The organism is Allobosea sp. P1_B10, from assembly GCF_056406735.1.
The window spans coordinates 1-19579 of the sequence record NZ_JBFTZP010000025.1 but is presented as its reverse complement, the minus strand read 5'-3'; the positions used below and the strand labels follow the sequence as shown (position 1 = coordinate 19579).

Here is a 19579-nt window from a genome sequence, read left to right as displayed (position 1 = left end):
ACCGGCAGCCCCTTCAAGGAGTTGGCTGCGCCATTGCGTGATCTGGTTGGGGTGGACGTCGAACTGCTGAGCCAATTCGGCCAGCGTCTTCTCGCCCTTGATCGCCGCCAAAGCGACCTTCGCTTTGAAAACCGGGCTGTGGTTCCGGCGCACGCGTCTCGTCATATCCGCTCCTGTTCACGACAATCATGCCGCGTTCAGGCCGAAAATCCACCTACCCACGATGTCCAGTTTTCCCGAGCCAGCTCTGATCATCGGCGGAGGTTTACTCGCCGTCGCGCTCGGATGCATCGGCTTGGGGCTTTACCTAAGCCGAGCGTCGAACCCGGATGACGTTGTCGGCAAGGCGGCGGCGACCCTGCCCGACATGCCTCGCCTGCCCAGGGTCACCGGTTCAGCGATTCTGGCCGGCGGTGCGGTGACGGGTCTCGTCGCCGGGCTCCTGGTGGCCAGAAGGTCATGGCGAAATGGCGAACGTTTGAGCTCTGTCCTCGACGATGAGCAGATCCGTCATGCGCCGCGTCGTTGATCAGTTTACGGCGGGCCGCCTGAAAGCGCCCCTTGCTGACATCGCCGTGGCCCTGGCGGTCGGTTTCGGCTCAGTCTTGGCGATCTCCGCGTTGCAGCGCGACTCGGTGAGTGCGCGGGATGCCGACAACGAAGCGAAATCCGCCCACAAGACCCAGCAGGGGGCGAGTGCGGAGAAGCCGCACGAAATCCCCCCGAAAGGTTGGTGGGAAATCGCCCGTCGTACCTATCGCCAGATGGATGAGGACCGCGTCCGCGCCGTTGCCGCGGGCGTGACGTTCTACGCCCTGCTGGCGCTGTTCCCGGCATTGACGGCGATCGTCTCGCTCTATGGCCTCGTCGCTGAGCCTGCGACCATCTCCGACCACGTGGCCACGGCGGAAGGCCTGTTGCCCGCAGGCTCGGGCGCCTTCCTTCAGGAGCAGATCGGGCGGATCGTGCAGGGCGGTTCGGGCAAGCTCGGGGTCGCGTTCCTGCTCAGCCTGGGTCTCGCGGTCTGGAGTGCGAACGCCGGCGTGAAGGCCGTCTTCGACGCGCTCAACGTGGCTTACGGCGAGAATGAGAAGCGGGGGTTCCTGAAATTGAACCTGATTTCGCTGTGCTTTACCGTGGGCATCCTGTCATTCGTTGTTCTTGCCATCGTCGGCGTCGCCGCCGTCCCGGTCGCGCTCGACTACCTGCATCTGGGAAGCGCGGCCGAATGGCTGATATGGGCAGGCCGATGGCCCCTCCTGATCGCCGTCCTTATGGCCGGCTTGTCGGCGCTTTATCGGTTCGGCCCCAGCCGGGACGAAGCTCAATGGAAATGGGTCAGCCCCGGCGCCATCTTCGCGAGTGTCGCCTGGCTGGTCGGCTCGCTCCTGTTCTCATGGTACGTCGCGAATTTCGAGGACTACAACGAGACCTACGGAACTATCGGCGCGGTCATCGGCCTCCTGTCGTGGATGTGGCTCTCCGCCACCATCGTGCTCGTCGGCGCGGAGTTAAACTCGGAGGCCGAACGGCAGACTGACCAGGACACAACGAAAGGACCCGCCAAACCTATCGGACTTCGCGGCGCCGATGCCGCTGATCGCAAGGGCTGACGTCCACCCGTGGCGCAGATCGATGCCAAACTCGTCGGCTGACCGTGTCTGATCGGCAGCGCTACCGATTACTGCGGGTGCCAGGTCGGGCCTCAGCCGGAGGACGACATCGACGCAGGAAAGTTGAGCTATGATCCAAGCCGCCCCGACGTCAATGATCGCCGGCGTCGCATCGCGGTCCACCACATGCCCGAGGATCTCCTCGACCTCGGCGATCTCGTCGTCAGTCAGAGAAGTCACGGTCGCCGGCGGCAGGGACAGCGTCAGCAGGCGCTCAGGTCCATCGCCTTCGACGGTGATTTCCACCAGTCCGACACCGCATTCCCGGACCAGCTTGTCTTTCGTTGGCTTGGCCACTCGCGGCGGTCCTGAGGTGGTCGCGATCAAGAAGCGTTCGGCTCCCGGCTCACCACGATGGCTGCTGCGCAAGATCTGCTGACCCCACGGCGTGGGCCAAGGCGAACCTCGAATTCCTCGTCAAGGAGAGCGTGAAGGCGCACGGCGACCTGTCGCGCTTCAGCTTCCAGGGACCCGAGTTGGAGCTATCGTCGAGGACGGCGCTGGCCATGGCGTTGGCCGTGCACGAACTGGCGACCAACGCGATCAAGTACGGCGCCCTGAGCCAGGACACCGGGCAAATCGCGGTGACCTGGTTGGTGACCGACGGCGACTTCAAGTTCGAGTGGCGCGAGGGCGGCGGTCCCGTCGTGGCGGCGCCGACCCAGCGCGGCTTCGGCTCCCGCATGATCGAGCGTGCGCTGGCCGGATACTTCAGTGGCCAGGCCGCGATCGAGTACGCACCGTCCGGCGTCGTGTTCAGGCTCGAATGTCCGGTCGACGCCCTGACCGAGGACTGATCGGTCCCCGCCTCCCAGGGCCAGCCGGCCCCTACACGCGGGGATGACTGGCTAATTTCTCGCTCGCGGGCTATGGCTGAGCCCCGGGGGCGAACCGAAACATGCTGGCTACCAATCCAATCTTCGACGTGGATATCAGCAACGAGCTCGATTGTCGGCCGGTGGATTCGCCCGACTACCTCGAAGAGAAGAAAGCCATCCAGGACCTGGTCCTGCGTATGGGCGAGGCCCCAGGAGAGGTCCTGCCGCGCTTCGTCGAGCTCGCGATGAGCATGACGGGCGGCGAGACCGCCGGCATCAGCATCTACGAAGCCGAGCCGGTCCCCATCTTCCGCTGGCACCATCTGCGCGGCGAACTCGCCCGGTTCAACAACGCGACGACGCCGCGCCACCACAGCCCTTGCGGCGTGACCCTCGACCGCACGCGTCCGGTCCTGATGCAGTATGTGGAGCGAGTCTACGAATGGGTTGCCGCCGCTGGCATCTCGCTGCCCGAGGTGTTGCTGGTTCCGATCTTCATCGGCTCCAAGGAGCCCGTCGGGACGCTGTGGATCTCGTCCAACCAGCCCGGCCATTTCCATGCCGGACATGCCCGCATCGCCACCGAGTTGGCCACGTTCGTCGCCACCGCGCTGCGGGTCCAGCGGACGGAGAAAAGCCTCGTCGACGCGCTGGAGCGGTCCGAGACGCTGGCGCATGAGATGAGCCACCGGGTGAGGAACCTGTTCGCTCTCGTTAACACCATGATCCGCTTCGGCGCCAAGAGCGCCAAGGACATGGACGACTTCTCAAAGAGCCTGTCTGGCAGGGTTCACGCGCTCGCGGGTGCGCACCAGCTGGTATGGGCTCGGGAGGAGACGGCGGCGACCTCGCAGTTCGAGCAGATCATCCGGTCGGTGATCGAACCCCACCAGTCCGACAACGGCCTTCGCTTCGGCCTGGTCGGAACAACTATGTCGATCAAGCCGGAATCGATAAGCGGCCTGGCGCTGGTGATCAACGAGCTCGCCACCAACGCGATCAAGTACGGCGCGCTCGCGGCCGACGAGGGCACGGTAGCGATTTCCTGGAGCGTCGAGGACGACCACCTGTCGGTCCGCTGGGAGGAGAGGGGCGGTGCCGCGATCGAGGCCCCGCCGGAACGCATCGGCTTCGGCAGCAGGCTGCTAGACAGCACCATCGTCCGTCAATTTGGCGGGGCGGTCTCGCACGATTGGCAGCACGAGGGGGTGGTGGTGTCGATTAAGCTGCCGCTGACTGCAATCTCGGCTTAGGCGGTCACCGGAAGCCAAGATCGGACGGTCCGTTTCAGACCGACCAGCTTTTGGTCAAGGAGAGAGCTGCCACAAAATCACCGGGCTTCTCGCTCGATGGAGGCGGCGCGATGATCCCATCGACGAGGTAGTTGATCGCCGACATGAAGGCGGTCCGGGAGAACGGCTTGGCGATCACGCCGTGGGCGCCCGCGAAATCCGGGGGGATCTTGGCCGGGTTCGCCGTCACGAAGACGATGATCGCGCCTGCCCAGCGCTTCTGGATCAGCGCGCTGACGTCCAGGCCATTCGTCCCCCTGGCGAGGTGCATGTCGACGAAGGCTAGGTCCGGATCGATGTCGGCCTTGAGCGCCTCGACGTCGTAGAGTGAAGCGGCCTCGCCGACGACGACATGCCCGGCGTCCTCGACCATGGATTCAACGTCCATCGCCAGGAGGGCCTCGTCCTCGACTATCAGAACCTTGAGGGGCTTCGACTTCGGCATTCTAGTGAGAGCTCTTCTTCGTCAGCGTGACGCGCGTGCCCCGCTCCAGCCGGTACCACGTGACCTTGGCCCCCGCCTGCTTGGACAACCTGGAGATCAAGGTGCGCCCCAAGCCGTCGCCCATTCTGTCCAGGTCGATGCCGTGACCGTTGTCCTCCACGGAGAGAAGGTATCCCTCGCCACTGCTACGCGCGGTCAGCTTGATCGTTCCACTTCGACCATCGCTCAGGCCATGTTTGATCACGTTGGTAAGCATCTCGTTAAGTACGAGGCCCAGCGAAGACGCGTAATCGGATTGGACCTTGATAGGCTCGATATCCACGACGAGTTTGATGTCGCGGCGACCGCTGGCTGCGATGACGCCGGCCGCCATGCTCTCGGCGAAACCCGCGATGTCAAACTTGGAGACGTCGTCGGACTGATACAGCCGCCTATGAACCGTCGCCAGCGCGTCGATCCGCTCCATGATGACATCCAGCTTGGCGGTGATCACCGGATCGTCGATCTGGCGGGACTGGAGCCTCAGCAGGGCGCCGATCATCGTCAGGTTGTTCTTCACCCGATGATCGACCTCGTGCAGCAAGAGTGTCTTTGCGTCCAACGCCGCCTCTAGATCCAAGGTGCGCTGCCTGACCACCGCATCGACTGCCCGACGGTCCTCGATGTCGATCAGAACGCCTGAAAAGCTGGTCGGAGTGCCGTCTGGCGCCAGATCGACGCGACCATTGGCTTCCAACCAAAGAAAGTCTCCGTCCGCACGCTTGGTTCGATATTGATGCACATAGGAGCCGCCTCGTGCCATGGCGGCCTCGATCGCTACGCTCAAGCCCGCTTGGTCTTCAGGATGGACAGCGGTCATGATCCGGGTGAGCGTGAGATCGCCCGTGCGGGCAATGCCCTCGATGGCGAAGGTTGCAGCGAACCCATCGTCGACCGTGAACTGATCGGCGACGAGATCCCAAACCCATGTGCCGATAATCGCGCCCGCCGACATCGCCAGTTTGACACGCTCGACGTTGAGCCTGGCATGAGCCTCGCTCGCGGCAAGCGCGGTCTGCTCCTTCGCGAGCCGCCTCTCGACCAGAATGCGGGCGGTTGTTTCCGGCGTGATATTGAGGACGGCGGCGACGCTGCCATCCTCGTCACGAAGAGGGGACAGCGAGTAATTGAACCAGGCGGTCTCGGTGCCGCCACCGTCGAGTCGCGCCATGACAAACGGGGCATCCTCGAAGTAGACCGGCTCGCCTCCCGCGCGAACGCTCTCGAACTGGGGTTGCAACTCCTCCCAGATCTCTGCCCAGACAACCGAACCGGGTTGGCCCAGCGCCGCAGGGTGCTTGGCCGTCAGGATCCTGCGGTAGGCGTCGTTATAGATCAGGGCGAACTGGGGGCCCGACCATAGGCAGATCGGAAAAGGAGAATCGAAGATCGACCGCGCCATTGTCCGTAGGGCTGGGGACCAGCCAGTCGTCGGCCCAAGCGGGGTGCGCAACCAATCCAGATCACGCGCGAACGAACGTACATCGCCGGCCCCCGCAAAAAGCGCGGCAGCGTCCGCCTTGGCTTCATCTCTCAAGTGCAGGAAGTTATCGCTCGCCACGCTCACCGGCTCTCAATCGCGTTGGACAGATTCGATGCATGGAGACGTCAGCCGGCATCCGAGTGAAACGCTTTCATGCGTTGGCCTGAGCCAAACCGCAATGATGGGGTGATTGTTGCCGGTGCAGTCCAGAATTTATGAGGGCTGCGCTTCTCCTGCCCGCGCTTGCCAAGTGAGGGGCGCATCGCGGGAGCCCCGACCATGCCTCACTGGCCTTCCAGTATTTATGATCAAGTCTGCATCCAGTCCACGGCGCGGCACGTAATCAACCAACGCGACAATGAAAATCTGTCAAAACTCCTGACGGAAGAAAAGTTATGATTTTTTCTAGTATTAAAATTTTGAGTTAGAATATAAAGTAAATTGTTTTGGAACTATTTTTTAATCTCCAAGTTCTTCAGTCGATTGGAAGCAAAATTTGGAGATCTATTATGGCAACGTACGATAGAAATTTAGCCACAGACCGAAGCCGCCGCACATTCCTACGTTGGTCGAGCGCGGCTGCTGCTGCAGCGGTCGCATTCGGCGTGAACGTCCCTGGCCTCAAGCTTGGCGAGGCCTTTGCGCAATCCCGTGCGGTCGATCTCGGTGGCGGCGACCTTGGCGTCCTGAACTACGCCTACGCTTTGGAGCAGCTGGAAGCGGCGTTCTACACGCAGGTCATCGCCAGTCCTTACGCCGGCATGAACGCCTACGAGCGGACCCTGCTGACCGACATCCGCAATCATGAGATCTCGCATCGCGAGTTCTTCAAGAAGGCTCTCGGCGCCAATCGGATTCCCGATCTGGCGGTCAACTTCTCAGCAGTGAACTTCGGCGATCGCATGAGCGTCCTGAAGACGGCCATGACCTTCGAGGACCTCGGCGTCTCCGCATATAACGGCGGTGGTGCTGCGATCCAGAACCCGAAATATCTCGCGGCCGCCGGCTCGATCGTGTCTGTCGAGGCACGTCATGCCGCGACGATCCGGGACATGCTGCGGCCCTTCACCGTAGCGTTTGCCGGTGACGACGTCATTACGCGCGGCGGTGTCGATGTTGCCAACCCGCCTTCGACGGTCCTTCGCACCGCTGCTCCCTTCATCGCAACGCCGGTCACCGCGTCGCAGCTTCCTTGAGCGCCGCCTGTTCAGCCTCGCATTTGAAAGACATCATCATGAACACCGACACCCTCCTCTCCACGCTCGATCCAGACCTCGCCGGCGCGCTGGCGTCCCGTCGCGATCTCTTCTTCTCCTCAGCCAGAAAGCTCGGCGCCGTCGCCTCGGTCCCCGTCGTGCTCGCGGCCGTCTCCACCCAGGCATTCGGCCAAGGCATGCCGGCGCAGGTCGCAGACGTGCTCAATTTCGCGCTGACGCTCGAATATCTGGAGGCCGAGTTCTACAATATGGGCCTGAAGGCCGGGGTCGTGCCCGATCGCTTCTCGCCGGTGTTCCGCCAGATCAGCGAGCATGAGCAGGCGCATGTGACCCTGCTCAGCTCGACGCTCGGCGCAGGCGCAGTGGCCAAGCCGCAGTTCGACTTCACGGCTGGCGGCAAATACGCCAACGTGTTTCGCGACTTCAAGACCTTCGCCACGGTGGCGCAGACGTTCGAAGACACCGGTGTTGCGGCTTATGCTGGTCAGGCCCCCGCCCTAATGGGCTCGAACGCCGCCCTGACTACCGCGCTTCGTATCCACTCTGTTGAAGCCCGGCACGCCGCTGAGGTCCGACTCGTACGCGGTGTGAAGCCCTGGAAGGGCGCCTTCGACAAGGCGATGACCAAGCAGCAGGTCCTCGCTGCCGTCAGGCCTTTCATCGTCGCCTGATCGCGGAAGCAAACGAGCGGCGCCATGCCCAGGTCGGGTGTGGCGCCGCAAGCTTGCAATGGAGCATAACATGGATCGTCGATCGTTCATCGCAGGAACCACCTGCACGCTGATGGCCGCGTCGGCCAGCGCTCAGACCCGTACCGCCTCTGCCAAAGCTGCTGTCACCATCGAGCGCTTCGATGCACCTGGTCGAGCTCCGCATGCGGCCGTCCTGCTCCTGCACGGCTCGGATGGCCTGACCTACCCCGGGCGATATGCAGCGGCGGCCCGAGCAATCGCGTCTGCCGGCTTCACGGTTTTTCTACCCCATTATCTTGAGAGCACGGGCGATCGGCGCGCCGCTTACGACGAACTGGAATCGAAGTTTCCCACATGGCTGGCGGCCAATTCCGCTGCGCTTAGCCAAATCGTCGGTGACCCGGCCGTGGCCCGCAATCGCGTCGGCATTGTCGGCGTCTCGCTAGGCGGCGCGCTCGCGCTGGCTCTCTCGGCGCAGGACAAGCGGGTGAAGGCCGTCGTCAGTTATTTCGGTTATCTGCCGGGGCAACTGCGGGGCTCTCGCCGTTTCGCGCCGACTTTGATCCTGCATGGCGATGCCGATCGGCTTGTCTCGGTCTCCAACGCCTACGCGATCGAGACCCTGCTGAAAGCCCGCGGCGCAGTTGTCGAACGGCAGATCTATCCTGGCGAAGGACACGGCTTTGGAGGCGCCGCATCGACCGACGCTGCAATGCGCACTGCCGCATTTCTCAACCGGTACATCGGATGATGGTCTCGGTGTTGTCGCTGTCGGTCCGGTCCCGAGCCACAGTAGTCGGGATCGGAGGTCGGTTCACGCGACGGTGCCACCGCGATTGGCTCCGTAGTCGAACGCGATTGAGTGGGAGCAACCGCCGGCATGCTGACGTTGGTGCGTCGGTCCGACATAATCAACCGCAGCGAACTCGGCCTGCAACTCGATGCCAACCCCATCGCGGGCGCTTCTCCCGTCACCGGCTTCGTGCGCGCCGTTTGGGCGCACTATCACCAGCGCGATGCCGAGCTTGCCGTCACGCTCGACGGCCTCCCCGGCGCCAGGTTTGCGGCGACCGGCGCCCAACCCACCGCAATGCGGCGCTTCTTACTGAGGGCGCCGACATCAGCCTCAGCCAAACCGTCGGCCTCGGGATGCGCATCGACAGCGAACTCTCGGCCAACACAAGCCGTGCCGGCGGAACCGCTCAATTTAGTGTCAGCTTGTAAGCGCGACCGCTGACGGCCCGTTAATCAGCATGCGGGCAATCCTGGTGTGGCTGATGTGCGCAGCGGGGGGCGGGTCGACCGTTGCGGCCTTGGAGATCGGCGCAGTCGGGCTTGCCTTGCAATTCGGCTTTGCGCCTTCCCTGGCGATCCTGTTCACGGTCCCGCTGTGCATCGCCTCGGTTGCCGGCGGCATCTGACCGGCTCATCGAGCAGGTGACGCCGTTTTCTGCCAGCAACTCCTGGAAGTGCTGGCTGGTGTATTGGCTCCCCTGATCCGAATGGTGCAGCAGCGCGTCTGGCTTGCCTCGACGCCAGATCGCCATCACGAGCGCGTCGGTGACGAGCTGCGCGGTCATCTCGGCCTTCATCGACCAGCCGACCACCCGGCGGGAGAAGAGGTCGATGACGGCCGCAACATAGAGCCAGCCCTCTGCGGTCCAGACATAGGTGAAGTCGGCGATCCAGCGCTGGTTGGGCCGCTCGGCATGGAACTCCCGATCGAGCGTGTTGGGAGCGATTGTCGACCGCTGGCCCTCATCCCTCGGCAGCCCTCGTCGGCGTGGCCTTGCGCGCAACGCCTGCGCCCGCATCAACCGCTCGATCCGATGCAGGCCACAATCGASGCCTTCAGCCAGCACGTCTCGCCAGACACGGCGCGCGCCATAGGTGCGATCCGAGCCGATGAAGCTTGCCCGGACCTTCGTGCCAACCTCCTCGTCGTCACGCGCACGCTTGCTCGGCGACCGGTTGAGCCAGGCATGGAAGCCCGAYCGTGACACATCCAGCGCTTCACAAAGCCACGTCACCGGCCAGATACCACGGTGCTTCGCGATGAACGTGAACCTCATGTCACATCCTTCGCGAAGTAGGCCGCGGCCTTTTTTAGAATGTCACGCTCCGCCTTGAGCTTGGCGACCTCCCGCCGCAGCTTGTCGATCTCGAGCTGTTCAGGCTTTACCTGACCGTGGCCTGGGAAGGCCTGCCYCGGATCGGCGGCGAAGTCCCSAACCCATTTGCGCAGCACATTCTCGTGCACGTCCAGATCGCGCGACGCCTGCGCCACGCTGACCCCACGGTCCTTGATCAGCCGACCGCCTCAATCTTGAATTCACGCCCAAACTTCCGTCGTTGCATATGCCACCTCCGGCTTCAGGAAACACCCAATCTTGGTGTCCACGAAACCGGCAGCAGGCCAGTAGCGCTTTTCGTCGGTGAAGCGCACCGCCAGCTCGCGTGGGCTCAGCTCCGTTTCGCGCAGCGCCAGCTCGACGATCTCGGCCCAGATTGGGTCGGGAATCCGGTTCCAGACGCGGTCGGGCCGTGAGTGATGATCGGCGAGCGCCTCGACCCTGCCGGAGAGATAGCGATCATACCAGCGATAGAAGGTCGCCCTGGGCGGTCACGGCCGCGAGCCTGGCGAGGCTTGCGCCTTCTGCTGCCTGCAGCAGGCCTAGGACAATGCCGAGCTTGCTGCTGGGGCGGGTGGCCTGGCTCGAAGCAAAGCAACGACTGAGGCAGCTGCATTCTGCCCTGCCGTCGGTTCAGGCGCAGACGAGGGGATGTGGGTGGGCGATGATTTGGTCTTCCGGCGTTGGCGCTGCATGGCGATCTCTTCGCGGTTTGAGGCGGGGCCATCCCCGCACCACCGTGACCCCGCCCCAGCGTGCAGCCGGCAGGGTCATCATCGAAGATCGCGCGCCAAGTCCGCGTCGCCGTCGAGACAGCAATGCGTGCTTAACGAACGAAGTCCAGTCGAATTTGGGACAGGGCGAGCACCCAGATTCGTTGCAAGCGTTGGCCGTTGCCGTGTGCGGTGCTTCTGCAGCTGGCCCATTGCAGTCGCTGGCAATGTCCGCAACTGAACCATTCAGTTTGGAAGCTGGCGACGGCGCGCTCGAATCCTTGGCCTTCCGGACTTTGGCGCCGTCCGCTCTCTGGCGATCAGCCCCTCGCAGTGATGTCGGGGTAGGCTCGTGCGAGCGCACGAACGGGGCCGTGGCTGCCTTTTGATGTTCGCGTTAGGCATCTTCCTCCAGCTCCAGTCGGCAGCCTCCTTCGACAGGCATTTCTAAGCATTCGGATGAAAGCCCGGCCGCGCCTGGGCCCGTATGCTGATATTGTCCCTCGGTACAATAGAGACCCCCGCCAGTTGGCTTCTAAACTCGCCAATCGTTGCCGTGCCGACCTCCAAAGTGTGCGGCAATTGCTGTTGGGCCTGCTCAAAGGCCTGCCCGATTCAGCAAATGGAGACGTGGCATGACGATCTGTCGACGCGGATTGCTCGGTTTTTGCGCCAGCGTGGCAATTTCGGCGGGCGCGGTCATCCCTGCGCTCGCGCAGCAACAACCGCCAGCCTCAGCCCAAAAGCCGAACATCATCATGATCGTGTCCGACGACACTGGTTACGGCGATCTCGGCCCCTATGGTGGCGGTATCGGCCGCGGCATGCCGACCCCCAACATCGACAGGCTGGCGGCGGAGGGCATGACGTTCTTTTCCTTCTATGCCCAACCCAGCTGTACGCCGGGGCGCGCAGCCATGCAGACGGGGCGCATCCCCAACCGCAGCGGCATGACGACCGTTGCATTCCAGGGCCAGGGCGGCGGCCTCCCGGCTGCAGAATGGACGCTCGCGTCAGTGTTGAAGACCAGCGGCTACAGGACGTTCTTCACCGGAAAGTGGCACCTTGGCGAGGCCGATTACGCGCTGCCCAACGCGCAGGGCTATGACGAGATGAAGTATTGCGGCCTGTATCACCTCAATGCTTACACCTACGCGGACCCGACCTGGTTCCCTGACATGGCGCCGGAACTCAGGGCGATGTTCCAGCGGGTGACCAAGGGCGCGCTCTCGGGCAATGCCGGGCAACCGGCACGAGAAGAATTCAAGATCAACGGGCAATATGTCGACACGCCGGCACAGGGCGTGGTCGGAATCCCCTTCTTCGACGGCTACGTCGAAAAAGCGGCGCTCGACTACATCGACCGCAATGCGAACTCGGCCGAGCCGATTTTCATGAGCATCAATTTCATGAAGGTGCATCAGCCGAACATGCCGCATCCAGACTACGTCCATAAGTCGATGTCCAAGAGCAAGTATGCCGACTCCGTGCATGAACTCGACGCGCGGATCGGCCGCATCATGGACAAGGTCCGTTCGAACCCCAGGCTCGCCGCCAACACGCTGGTGTTCTACACCACCGACAACGGCGCCTGGCAGGACGTGTATCCTGACGCCGGCTACACGCCCTTCCGCGGCACCAAGGGTACGCTTCGCGAAGGCGGGAACCGCGTTCCCGCAATCGCCTGGATGCCGGGCAAGATCGCGGCGAACTCGAAGAACCACGAGATCACCGGCGGTCTGGATCTGATGGCGACATTCGCCGCAGTCGGCGGAGCGCGGATGCCGACGCAGGACCGCGCCAATCAGCCGATCATCTTCGACAGCTTTGACCTGTCTCCGGTCCTCTTCGGTACCGGCCCTTCACCGCGGACATCGTGGTTCTATTTCACCGAGAATGAACTGTCGCCGGGCGCCGCGCGTGTCGGCAACTACAAGGCAGTGTTCAACCTGCGTGGTGACAACGGCGTGTCCACCGGCGGCTTGGCCGTCGATACCAATCTGGGTTGGAAGGGAGCAGAGAAATACGTCGCTACGGTGCCGCAGGTCTTCGACCTGTGGCAGGATCCCCAGGAGCGCTACGACATCTTCATGAACAACTATACCGAACGCACCTGGACCATGGTGACGATCAGTGAAACGATCAAGGACCTGATGAAGACCTATGTGCAGTATCCGCCGCGCAAGTTGCAAAGTGAGACGTATACCGGCCCGATGACGCTCTCGGATTACGAGAAGTTCCAGAGCGTTCGCGATCTGCTTGCCAAGGAAGGCATCAGTCTTCCGATGCCATCCGGAAACTGATTGGTCCGCCTCAGCCGGCAAACCGGGCCGCGATCGAGCGACGCGGCCCGGACCAGCTTCAGCGGCCGCGCAGTTGCCAGGAGAGAGGCGCATATGAACTTTGTTCGATTGATCTCTGTGCCGATGTTCGCGGTTCTCGCCCTGTCGGCCTGCCAGTCTTCGCAGTCGAAGCAGGCCGAGCTCGCCAGCATTTGCGCCAATCCGTACAACCGGGCGCCCGGCAGTTTCTATTTTACCGAATGTCAGACGATCGCTCCCTCCGCGAGTTCGCAGCTTCAGAGGAACTATCTCCTCGAAGCGCCGACCGGTGACTGATGCGAACGAATGCGATGGACCAGGCAGCACGCAAAACCTTTGCAAGCATCATGTTGCCCATGCGCATGTTCGCTCCGGCGGGCACGGAGGAGCCGAGTTCGGGCGAATTTGCCAAGGCCCCCCACAGCCCGATCGCCAACATGATCGGCGTGCCGCAGCGACACCCAATGGGAACGCCGCCGGGCAGGTCAGGACGCAAGTCCAGTTTCTGCTTCTGAAATAGCAGCCACTTTCCGGAGGCGACATGCGACGCAGATCGAGAATGGGCCGACGGTTTTGGTTACGTTCCTCGAGAGGCACGTTGGCGTTCGTCTTCGCAGCCACGGCGGCCATCAGCGCGGATCCATTTCCTGTCCCCGTTGTTCTGCCGCAGCCTCCGTCAGTCTGGCAGTTCCAGGCCACGGGCTATGGCTGGGCGACCGCACTCAACGGCCGCGTCGGCGTCAGAGACCTGCCGCCGGTCAAAGTCGATATGAGCTTTGGCGACGTTTTGAAGGACCTCAACGGCGCGCTTATGGCGTCGTTCCTCGCCAAGAAGGGCGACTGGCTGATCCTCACCGACATCGTCTGGGCGGCGCTGTCGGATGACGCTATCGTCAGACCTCCTGGAATACGCCACCCGACCCTCGCCGCGATCGCGCCGGGGACGAAGGTCGACTTCAAGATGCGGCAGCTGATCGCCTCGGCACTCGTCGGCTACAGGCTGCCGATCGGCGGACCGGATCTCGACGTCTATGCGACCGCAGGCCTGCGCTACCAGCGCCTGACGGCAGAGATCGAAGCGTCGCCCGGATTGATTCCCGTCACGCTCAGCCGGCGCAGCCTCGAGCAATGGGTCGATCCGACCGTGGGGTTCGCCGCGACCTGGCGGATAAACGAGCGCTGGTTTGCCAATCTCCTCGGTGATGTCGGCGGCTTTGGGGTTGGATCGCGATTCACGGCTCAGGGCCTTGTAACCATCGGCTATCGCTGGACAAATTCAATTTCCACAGCCGTGGGATATCGGGCGATCTACACCGACTACCGTAACGACGGGTTCACCTATCGCACGACCCAGCACGGTGTCTTTTCGAGCATTGCCTATCACTTCTGACCCCGCCAGTTCCGATGGGGATGTCATGACAGGCTTGGACATTGCTGGCCGAACGGTATCTGCGGTTCCAGGGGGCGACGATGTCTGTTGCAAGGCTGCGCCACCAGCCGACATGATTGGCGTGCCTGGCGGGAGATTCCGCATGGGGTCCGATCGCCACTATCCGGAGGAGGCACCGGCCCATCTCGTAACAGTCGACGGCTTCTGGATGGATCGAACGCCCGTGACAAACCGGCAGTTCAAGGCGTTCGTCAAAGCGACCGGCCATGTCACCTTTGCGGAAATAGCTCCCGATGCGGATGACTATCCTGGCACGTCGTCGCAAATGCTCTACGCAGGTTCCCTGGTGTTCTGCCAGCCTGCGGGCCCCGTCGACCGACGCGATTTCCATCACTGGTGGAGGCTGATGAAAGGGGCGAACTGGCGCCGCCCCTATGGCCCCCGGAGCACCATCAACGCGCTCGACAATCACCCGGTTGTCCATGTGGCCTTCGCCGACGCTCTCGCCTATGCGCGCTGGGCCGGCAAAGACCTGCCCACCGAGGCTGAATGGGAGTTTGCCGCACGCGGCGGGCTGGACGGTGCCGAATATGCCTGGGGCGATGAATTCGCTCCCGGCGGACGCCATATGGCAAACACCTGGCAAGGCGAATTTCCCTCTCAGAACCTGGGTGAGGATGGCTTCGAACGCACCTCGCCGGTCACGGCCTTTCCGCCGAACGGCTACGGCCTACAGGACATGATCGGCAACGTCTGGGAATGGACCACCGACTGGTACGCGCCAAAGCACCAGGCCGATTCCCGGAAGACCTGCTGCATTCCGCACAATCCTCGGGGCGGCCTCGAAGACGGCAGCTACGATCCCGACCTGCCGGAGATCAAAATCCCGCGCAAAGTGATCAAGGGCGGCTCTCACCTTTGCGCGCCCAACTATTGCCGCCGCTACCGGCCCGCCGCACGCCATGCGGAACCGGTCGATACCTCGACCAGTCATCTTGGCTTCCGCTGTGTCTGGAGACCGCCAACAGCACAATAGTCTCAGGAACAGCAGCAAGCGCCCGCGCCACCGTCAGCGAGCTTCCATTGATGGAGATCGAAATGAAATCCGATCTGTTTTGCAGCGCCGGTCTGAATCGTCGCGTGCTGCTCTCGGTATTGACTGCGATGCCTGTTCTGATCGGACCGCTGCGCCCGTCAGTTGCGCTGGCGCAGTCCGACCCGCTGTCGTCCTGGAATGATGGCTCGGCCAAGTCATCGATCACAAGCTTCGTCGCGCGTGTCACGTCACAAGGTGGCGCCGACTTTGTGGCGCCGGGCGAGCGCATCGCGGTGTTCGACAACGACGGCACATTGTGGGCTGAGCAACCGATGTACGTGCAACTCGCGTTTGTTCTGGATCGAGTCAGGATGTTCGCTCCGCAAAATCCCGGATGGAAGACCAGGCAACCTTTCAAGGCGGTCCTCGATGGCGATATGAGCGCGCTCGCGGCTTCGGGCGAGCAGGGCCTGATGCAACTGATCGCGGTAACTCATGCCGGCATGACTTCGGACGAGTTCGCGAGAATCGCCTTGGAATGGCTCGCCACCGCGCGCCACCCGCGCTTCAAGCGCCCCTATACCGAGTTGGTTTACCAGCCGATGCTGGAGTTGCTCACCTATCTCCGGGCGAACGGCTTCAAGACCTACATCGTCTCCGGTGGCGGCGTCGAGTTCATGCGGCCATGGACCGAGAGGGTGTACGGCATCCCTCCCGAGCAGGTTGTCGGCTCCTCGATCAAGACGACATTCGAGATGCGTGACGGCCGGCCAACGATCTTCCGTCTGCCGCAGATCAACTTCATCGACGACAAGAGCGGCAAGCCCATCGGGATCAACCAGCAGATCGGCCGGCGTCCCATCGCGGCGTTCGGGAATTCAGATGGCGATCTCGAAATGCTGCAATGGACCACAATGTCAGGTGGGCCGCGCTTCGGCCTGATCGTTCACCACACCGATGCCGAACGCGAGTTCTCCTATGACCGTCAGGCGCATTTCGGCAAACTCGACAAGGCGCTCGACGCCGCAACAGCCAATCAGTGGACCGTCGTCGATATGAAGCGCGATTGGAAAAAGGTCTTCCAGTTCCAGGATTGAGACCTCGAACGGTTTCGCCGTGACGTTGGCGTACTACGCTCCAGACGAGCGCAGAGATCGAGCGCTTTGACCCGACAAGGGGCACCGCTCACCGGCGATGCCTCAAAGGTGGCGTGAAAATGCATCGCTGACCAATGTCAGCATCTTGGCTGTGCCGCAGTGTCTCGTTGTGGCGCGAGGCTGCCCCGAGGTCCCCACCTGAGCAACCGGCCGGCTCCCTATGCTGTATGTGAGAGGCTGTCTTCAGTCAGCGTTCGCGCCGGTAGTGCATGGCGACCGCACCATTGCGAAGCGGCTTCGCCGAGACGAGCGCGAGCCGTCGCGTGCTGAGCAGCCCGTCCTGGTACAGCGTCGGGCCGTGGCCGGCGATCCTGGGATGGATGAGGAACTTGTACTCGTCGATCAGATCCAGCCGGTCCAGCTCGGTCGCAAGCTTGCCGCTACCGAGCAGCACGCCCGCCGGGGTCGCGTCCTTGAGCCTCTGCACGCCTGTTCGCAGGTCCTCGGCGACAAGGTGGCTGTTGCTCCACGGGAAATCCTTGCGCGTCGACGACACTACGTATTTCGGCTTGTCCTCCAGCTTGACGGCCCACTCTCGGATCGTCGGCGGCGCCTCCACGTCGCCGCGAGCTACCGCCGGCCAGTAGCTTTCCATCATCTCGTAGGTGATACGGCCCCACAGCATTGCCCCGCGCTCGTCCATAAGGCGGGTGAAAAACGCGTGCGTCTCGTCGTCGGCGATTCCCTCTCGATGATCGACGCAGCCGTCCAGGGTGACGTTTATGCTGAAGGTCAACAGTCCCATGCGACGAGCCTAAGCCATCAGGTCGAAAAGACGTAGGCTATTGCTCCCGCCGATTCCGGTTCCGCGGTGGGTGGCGCGCCCGGCTCTCGACGAGCGCACGGTGAAGGTCCGCTACCTCGCCAACACCCAACGACCGCTTGTGGCGCATTTGCTCAGGTTCCAACTAACGGCCATTTCCAGGAACGTGCATTTGGCTAATAGAGGCGGATGACAGCCGTGTTGACAATCTTACCGACCGTTGGCCCGGTTCTAATCTAATGCATGGTGGGCTTGGCGGCCACGGTTGAGGTGTCCGGCGAGGTGGGTTGGGTTTGCGCCGCCGGCAACACCACAGCGAGCGGTGCTGGCGGCTTGTAGCCGAGCGAGGAGTGCGGGCGCCGGTATTGTAGTGCTGACCCAGCCCTCGATGGCGATCCGAGCCTCGGCGAGGCTGTAGAAGATCTCGCCGTTGAGGAACTCGTCGCGAAGCTTGGAGGTGAAGCTCTCGCAGTGGCCGTTCTCCCAAGGCAAGCCTGGCTCGATGAAGGCCGTCTTCGCGCCGACCGCTGTGATCCACCCCCGCTCTGCTTTGGCGACGAACTCGGGACCATTATCCGAACGAACATGCCCTGGCACGCCGCGCAGGATGAAGAGGTCCGACAGGACATCGATGACATCGGTGGATTTCAGCTTCCGGTCGATCCGGATCGCGATGCATTCCCGGGTGAACTCGTCGATCACGTCTGCGCAAACGCAAGCGTTTGTCGCGACATGCGAAACCTCCGGCCATTATGGGTGCGATCCTCGACAAAGTCGTAGGAACAAGCATGGTTGGGATACTCCGGTCGCAGCCGAACGCAGGATCCATCGTTCAGCCATAAGCGGCCCTTCTTCGGTTGCCTTGCGGGCACCTTGAGCCCTTCCCGCCGCCAGATCCGTTCGACACGTTTGACGTTCCCGGCCCAGCCTGACGAGCGCAGCATCGCTGCGATCCGGCGTTAGCCGTAACGGCCATACCGGGTGGCGAACTCCACAATGTCGGCGGTCAGCGCCGCATCGTCGGTGCGGCCCTTCGGAACCTTGCTTTGCGTAGATCGATGCTGCCCCAGAACCCGGCACGCCAACCGCTCCGACACGCCGAACTTCATCATGGCGCGGTCGATGCAGCGGCGACGACGGGCGGGGCTCAGACGTTTCCCGAGGCAGCCTCCTTGAGAATGAGCTTCTCCAGCGTCAGATCTGAAATGGCTTTGCACAGCCGCTCGTTCTCCTTCTCCAGATCCTGCAGTCGCTTCACCTGATCGGATTTCAGCCTGCCAAACTCATTGCGCCAGCGGTAATAGGTGAATGCCGTTACGCTGATGGCCCGGATCGCCTCCGCGACCGGGCGCCCCTGGGACAACAGCACGTCGACCTGGCGCAACTTCGCGACGATCTCTTCAGGCTTGTACTTCTTCTGCGGCATCGCGGCATCCTCCAAGGCTCAAAAGCCTACCTCAGGGAGGACCACTTTTCACGGGGCAGGCCAATTTTACGACCGGGCATTCGGCGGCCAAGAATTATACATGGCTTCGAACAGTTGGCGCAAAGACGCCGACTCGCCTCGCAGAGGGCTTACTTATTGTTAAGATTGGCGATCCAAATGGCGAGAGCCTTACCATGCCCTTGCCGACAGCATCGCGTCTACCAATCGCAAGCAAGGATGGACCAGACAACTATGCGCAAGTTTCCAGCCGAAGACATCGACTGTTTTGCTGGAAATCGGGAAGCCGGCCTACATGTTGCTGCAATCTGAGGATTGAGCGAGCTGGGCGGTCTAAGCAGCCCGGAGCAAAGCGCCGGGCTGCTTCCAGGTCCTTGTGTCGGTCTCAGAACTTGTAGTTCACGCCGACGCGAAGAAGCCCGGCGCCGCCACCACCACTGGTTGTCGCGGTATAGACCCCAGCCGGAAGGGCACCGCCTACCGGGTTAATAAAGGTCCGTGTCTCGCTTCCCTCGCCGGTATCAACGTAAAGTCCCTCCACCTTGAAGGTCCAGTTGTTGGTGAAGGCATATTCGACACCGCCACCGATGGTCCAGCCGGTATTGCTCGTGGAGTTTCCGGTGATMGGGTTAGTGTTGAGGCCACCATAGGCCAAGCCGCCCGTGATGTAGATCAGGGTCCGGTCGAAGGCGTAGCCCAGGCGGGCGCGAACGGTGCCGAAATAGGCGCCATCGCCACTGCCCCCGCCGCCCCACCATGTATAGGGGCCCCAGGCGACACCGCCGCCCCCCGCGTCGACATACTGGATGTCGGTCTCGAGGCCGTACACGATTGCGCCAGATTGCCAGTTATAGCCGATCTGGGCACCACCGACGAACCGGCCGTCGCTGCTGCCACCACCCAACGAGGCCGACGAGACAGCCGTCGGGCCCGTGACGATGACACCTCCTGAATCACCCCATCC

General features: G+C 62.6%; 20 protein-coding genes and 3 pseudogenes. 14 read left to right on the top strand and 9 right to left on the bottom strand.

The genetic code is table 11. From position 1 onward, the window contains the following. On the bottom strand, positions 1–165 hold a 165-nt coding region (locus AC1D2L_RS25215; RefSeq protein ID WP_476848649.1), incomplete at its 3' end, for a transposase. Here AC1D2L_RS25215 and AC1D2L_RS25210 point away from each other — a divergent pair. Together AC1D2L_RS25210 and AC1D2L_RS25205 are read left to right on the top strand one after the other, a co-directional pair. Next, positions 98–529 (top strand): hypothetical protein, encoded by a 432-nt coding sequence (locus AC1D2L_RS25210; protein ID WP_476848650.1) that lies wholly within the window; start codon positions 98–100, stop codon positions 527–529. The genes AC1D2L_RS25215 and AC1D2L_RS25210 overlap by 68 nt on opposite strands. Next, positions 513–1613 carry a YihY/virulence factor BrkB family protein gene (locus tag AC1D2L_RS25205; RefSeq protein WP_476848646.1) on the top strand — a complete coding sequence of 367 codons (1101 nt, stop codon included), beginning with the start codon at positions 513–515 and terminating at the stop codon, positions 1611–1613. Before AC1D2L_RS25210 ends, AC1D2L_RS25205 begins: the two co-directional genes overlap by 17 nt. Here the strand turns inward: AC1D2L_RS25205 and AC1D2L_RS25200 are convergent. Next, a complete protein-coding gene (locus AC1D2L_RS25200) occupies positions 1512–2000 on the bottom strand; it encodes a hypothetical protein (RefSeq protein ID WP_476848645.1) in 489 nt (162 codons plus the stop codon). The genes AC1D2L_RS25205 and AC1D2L_RS25200 overlap by 102 nt on opposite strands. A gap of 101 nt (positions 2001–2101) precedes the next feature. Between AC1D2L_RS25200 and AC1D2L_RS25195 the strand changes: the two genes are divergently transcribed. Next, positions 2102–2470 carry a sensor histidine kinase gene (locus AC1D2L_RS25195; RefSeq protein ID WP_476848644.1) on the top strand — a complete coding sequence of 123 codons (369 nt, stop codon included), beginning with the start codon at positions 2102–2104 and terminating at the stop codon, positions 2468–2470. Positions 2471–2571: 101 nt separating this feature from the next. Further along, positions 2572–3744, top strand: a complete 1173-nt coding sequence (locus AC1D2L_RS25190) for a sensor histidine kinase (protein ID WP_476848643.1) — start codon at positions 2572–2574, stop codon at positions 3742–3744. Between the two features lie 34 nt (positions 3745–3778). Here AC1D2L_RS25190 and AC1D2L_RS25185 read toward each other — a convergent pair whose 3' ends face one another. Both AC1D2L_RS25185 and AC1D2L_RS25180 read right to left on the bottom strand, forming a co-directional pair. Next, on the bottom strand, positions 3779–4228 hold the full coding sequence (locus AC1D2L_RS25185) for a response regulator (protein ID WP_476848642.1): 450 nt from the start codon (positions 4226–4228) through the stop codon (positions 3779–3781). Between the two features lies 1 nt (position 4229). After that, positions 4230–5828, bottom strand: coding sequence for a sensor histidine kinase (locus AC1D2L_RS25180; protein WP_476848641.1), 1599 nt, complete (start codon positions 5826–5828; stop codon positions 4230–4232). Between the two features lie 527 nt (positions 5829–6355). On the opposite strand from AC1D2L_RS25180, the gene AC1D2L_RS25175 reads away from it, so the two are divergent. The 4 genes from AC1D2L_RS25175 (at position 6356) to AC1D2L_RS25160 (ending at position 8896) form a co-directional block, all read left to right on the top strand. Further along, the gene (locus AC1D2L_RS25175; protein WP_476848640.1) at positions 6356–6946 is read left to right on the top strand and encodes a ferritin-like domain-containing protein; all 591 of its coding nucleotides are present in this window, start codon (positions 6356–6358) and stop codon (positions 6944–6946) included. 38 nt (positions 6947–6984) lie between these two features. Continuing rightward, positions 6985–7638, top strand: a complete 654-nt coding sequence (locus AC1D2L_RS25170; RefSeq protein WP_476848639.1) for a ferritin-like domain-containing protein — start codon at positions 6985–6987, stop codon at positions 7636–7638. Positions 7639–7675: 37 nt separating this feature from the next. Beyond that, positions 7676–8410 carry a dienelactone hydrolase family protein gene (locus AC1D2L_RS25165; protein WP_476848638.1) on the top strand — a complete coding sequence of 245 codons (735 nt, stop codon included), beginning with the start codon at positions 7676–7678 and terminating at the stop codon, positions 8408–8410. 129 nt (positions 8411–8539) lie between these two features. Continuing rightward, positions 8540–8896, top strand: a complete 357-nt coding sequence (locus AC1D2L_RS25160; protein ID WP_476848637.1) for a hypothetical protein — start codon at positions 8540–8542, stop codon at positions 8894–8896. A gap of 7 nt (positions 8897–8903) precedes the next feature. On the opposite strand, the pseudogene AC1D2L_RS25155 reads toward AC1D2L_RS25160, so the two are convergent. Next, positions 8904–10017, bottom strand: a pseudogene (locus AC1D2L_RS25155) (IS3 family transposase). A 58-nt stretch (positions 10018–10075) separates the two neighbouring features. Beyond that, positions 10076–10279, bottom strand: a pseudogene (locus AC1D2L_RS25150) (helix-turn-helix domain-containing protein); the annotation flags it as partial. An 860-nt stretch (positions 10280–11139) separates the two neighbouring features. On the opposite strand from AC1D2L_RS25150, the gene AC1D2L_RS25145 reads away from it, so the two are divergent. The 6 genes from AC1D2L_RS25145 to AC1D2L_RS25120 all read left to right on the top strand — a co-directional run bounded on the left by AC1D2L_RS25145 (position 11140) and on the right by AC1D2L_RS25120 (position 16348). After that, complete coding sequence (locus AC1D2L_RS25145; protein WP_476848648.1) at positions 11140–12807, top strand: arylsulfatase; 1668 nt, start codon at positions 11140–11142, stop codon at positions 12805–12807. Then, on the top strand, positions 12808–13122 hold the full coding sequence (locus AC1D2L_RS25140) for a hypothetical protein (RefSeq protein WP_476848636.1): 315 nt from the start codon (positions 12808–12810) through the stop codon (positions 13120–13122). Positions 13123–13136: 14 nt separating this feature from the next. Continuing rightward, on the top strand, positions 13137–13340 hold the full coding sequence (locus AC1D2L_RS25135; protein ID WP_476848635.1) for a hypothetical protein: 204 nt from the start codon (positions 13137–13139) through the stop codon (positions 13338–13340). An 83-nt stretch (positions 13341–13423) separates the two neighbouring features. Then, on the top strand, positions 13424–14215 hold the full coding sequence (locus AC1D2L_RS25130; protein ID WP_476848634.1) for a hypothetical protein: 792 nt from the start codon (positions 13424–13426) through the stop codon (positions 14213–14215). Between the two features lie 112 nt (positions 14216–14327). Next, positions 14328–15251: a formylglycine-generating enzyme family protein gene (locus tag AC1D2L_RS25125; RefSeq protein WP_476848633.1), complete on the top strand. Its 924-nt coding sequence runs from the start codon at positions 14328–14330 to the stop codon at positions 15249–15251. A gap of 128 nt (positions 15252–15379) precedes the next feature. After that, on the top strand, positions 15380–16348 hold the full coding sequence (locus tag AC1D2L_RS25120; RefSeq protein ID WP_476848647.1) for an HAD family hydrolase: 969 nt from the start codon (positions 15380–15382) through the stop codon (positions 16346–16348). A 247-nt stretch (positions 16349–16595) separates the two neighbouring features. Here AC1D2L_RS25120 and AC1D2L_RS25115 read toward each other — a convergent pair whose 3' ends face one another. The 3 genes and pseudogenes from AC1D2L_RS25115 to AC1D2L_RS25105 all read right to left on the bottom strand — a co-directional run. After that, positions 16596–17153 (bottom strand): dihydrofolate reductase family protein, encoded by a 558-nt coding sequence (locus AC1D2L_RS25115; RefSeq protein ID WP_476848632.1) that lies wholly within the window; start codon positions 17151–17153, stop codon positions 16596–16598. A gap of 254 nt (positions 17154–17407) precedes the next feature. After that, a pseudogene (locus AC1D2L_RS25110) lies at positions 17408–18597 on the bottom strand (IS3 family transposase). A 403-nt stretch (positions 18598–19000) separates the two neighbouring features. Beyond that, on the bottom strand, positions 19001–19579 hold a 579-nt coding region (locus AC1D2L_RS25105), incomplete at its 5' end, for an outer membrane protein (RefSeq protein WP_476848631.1).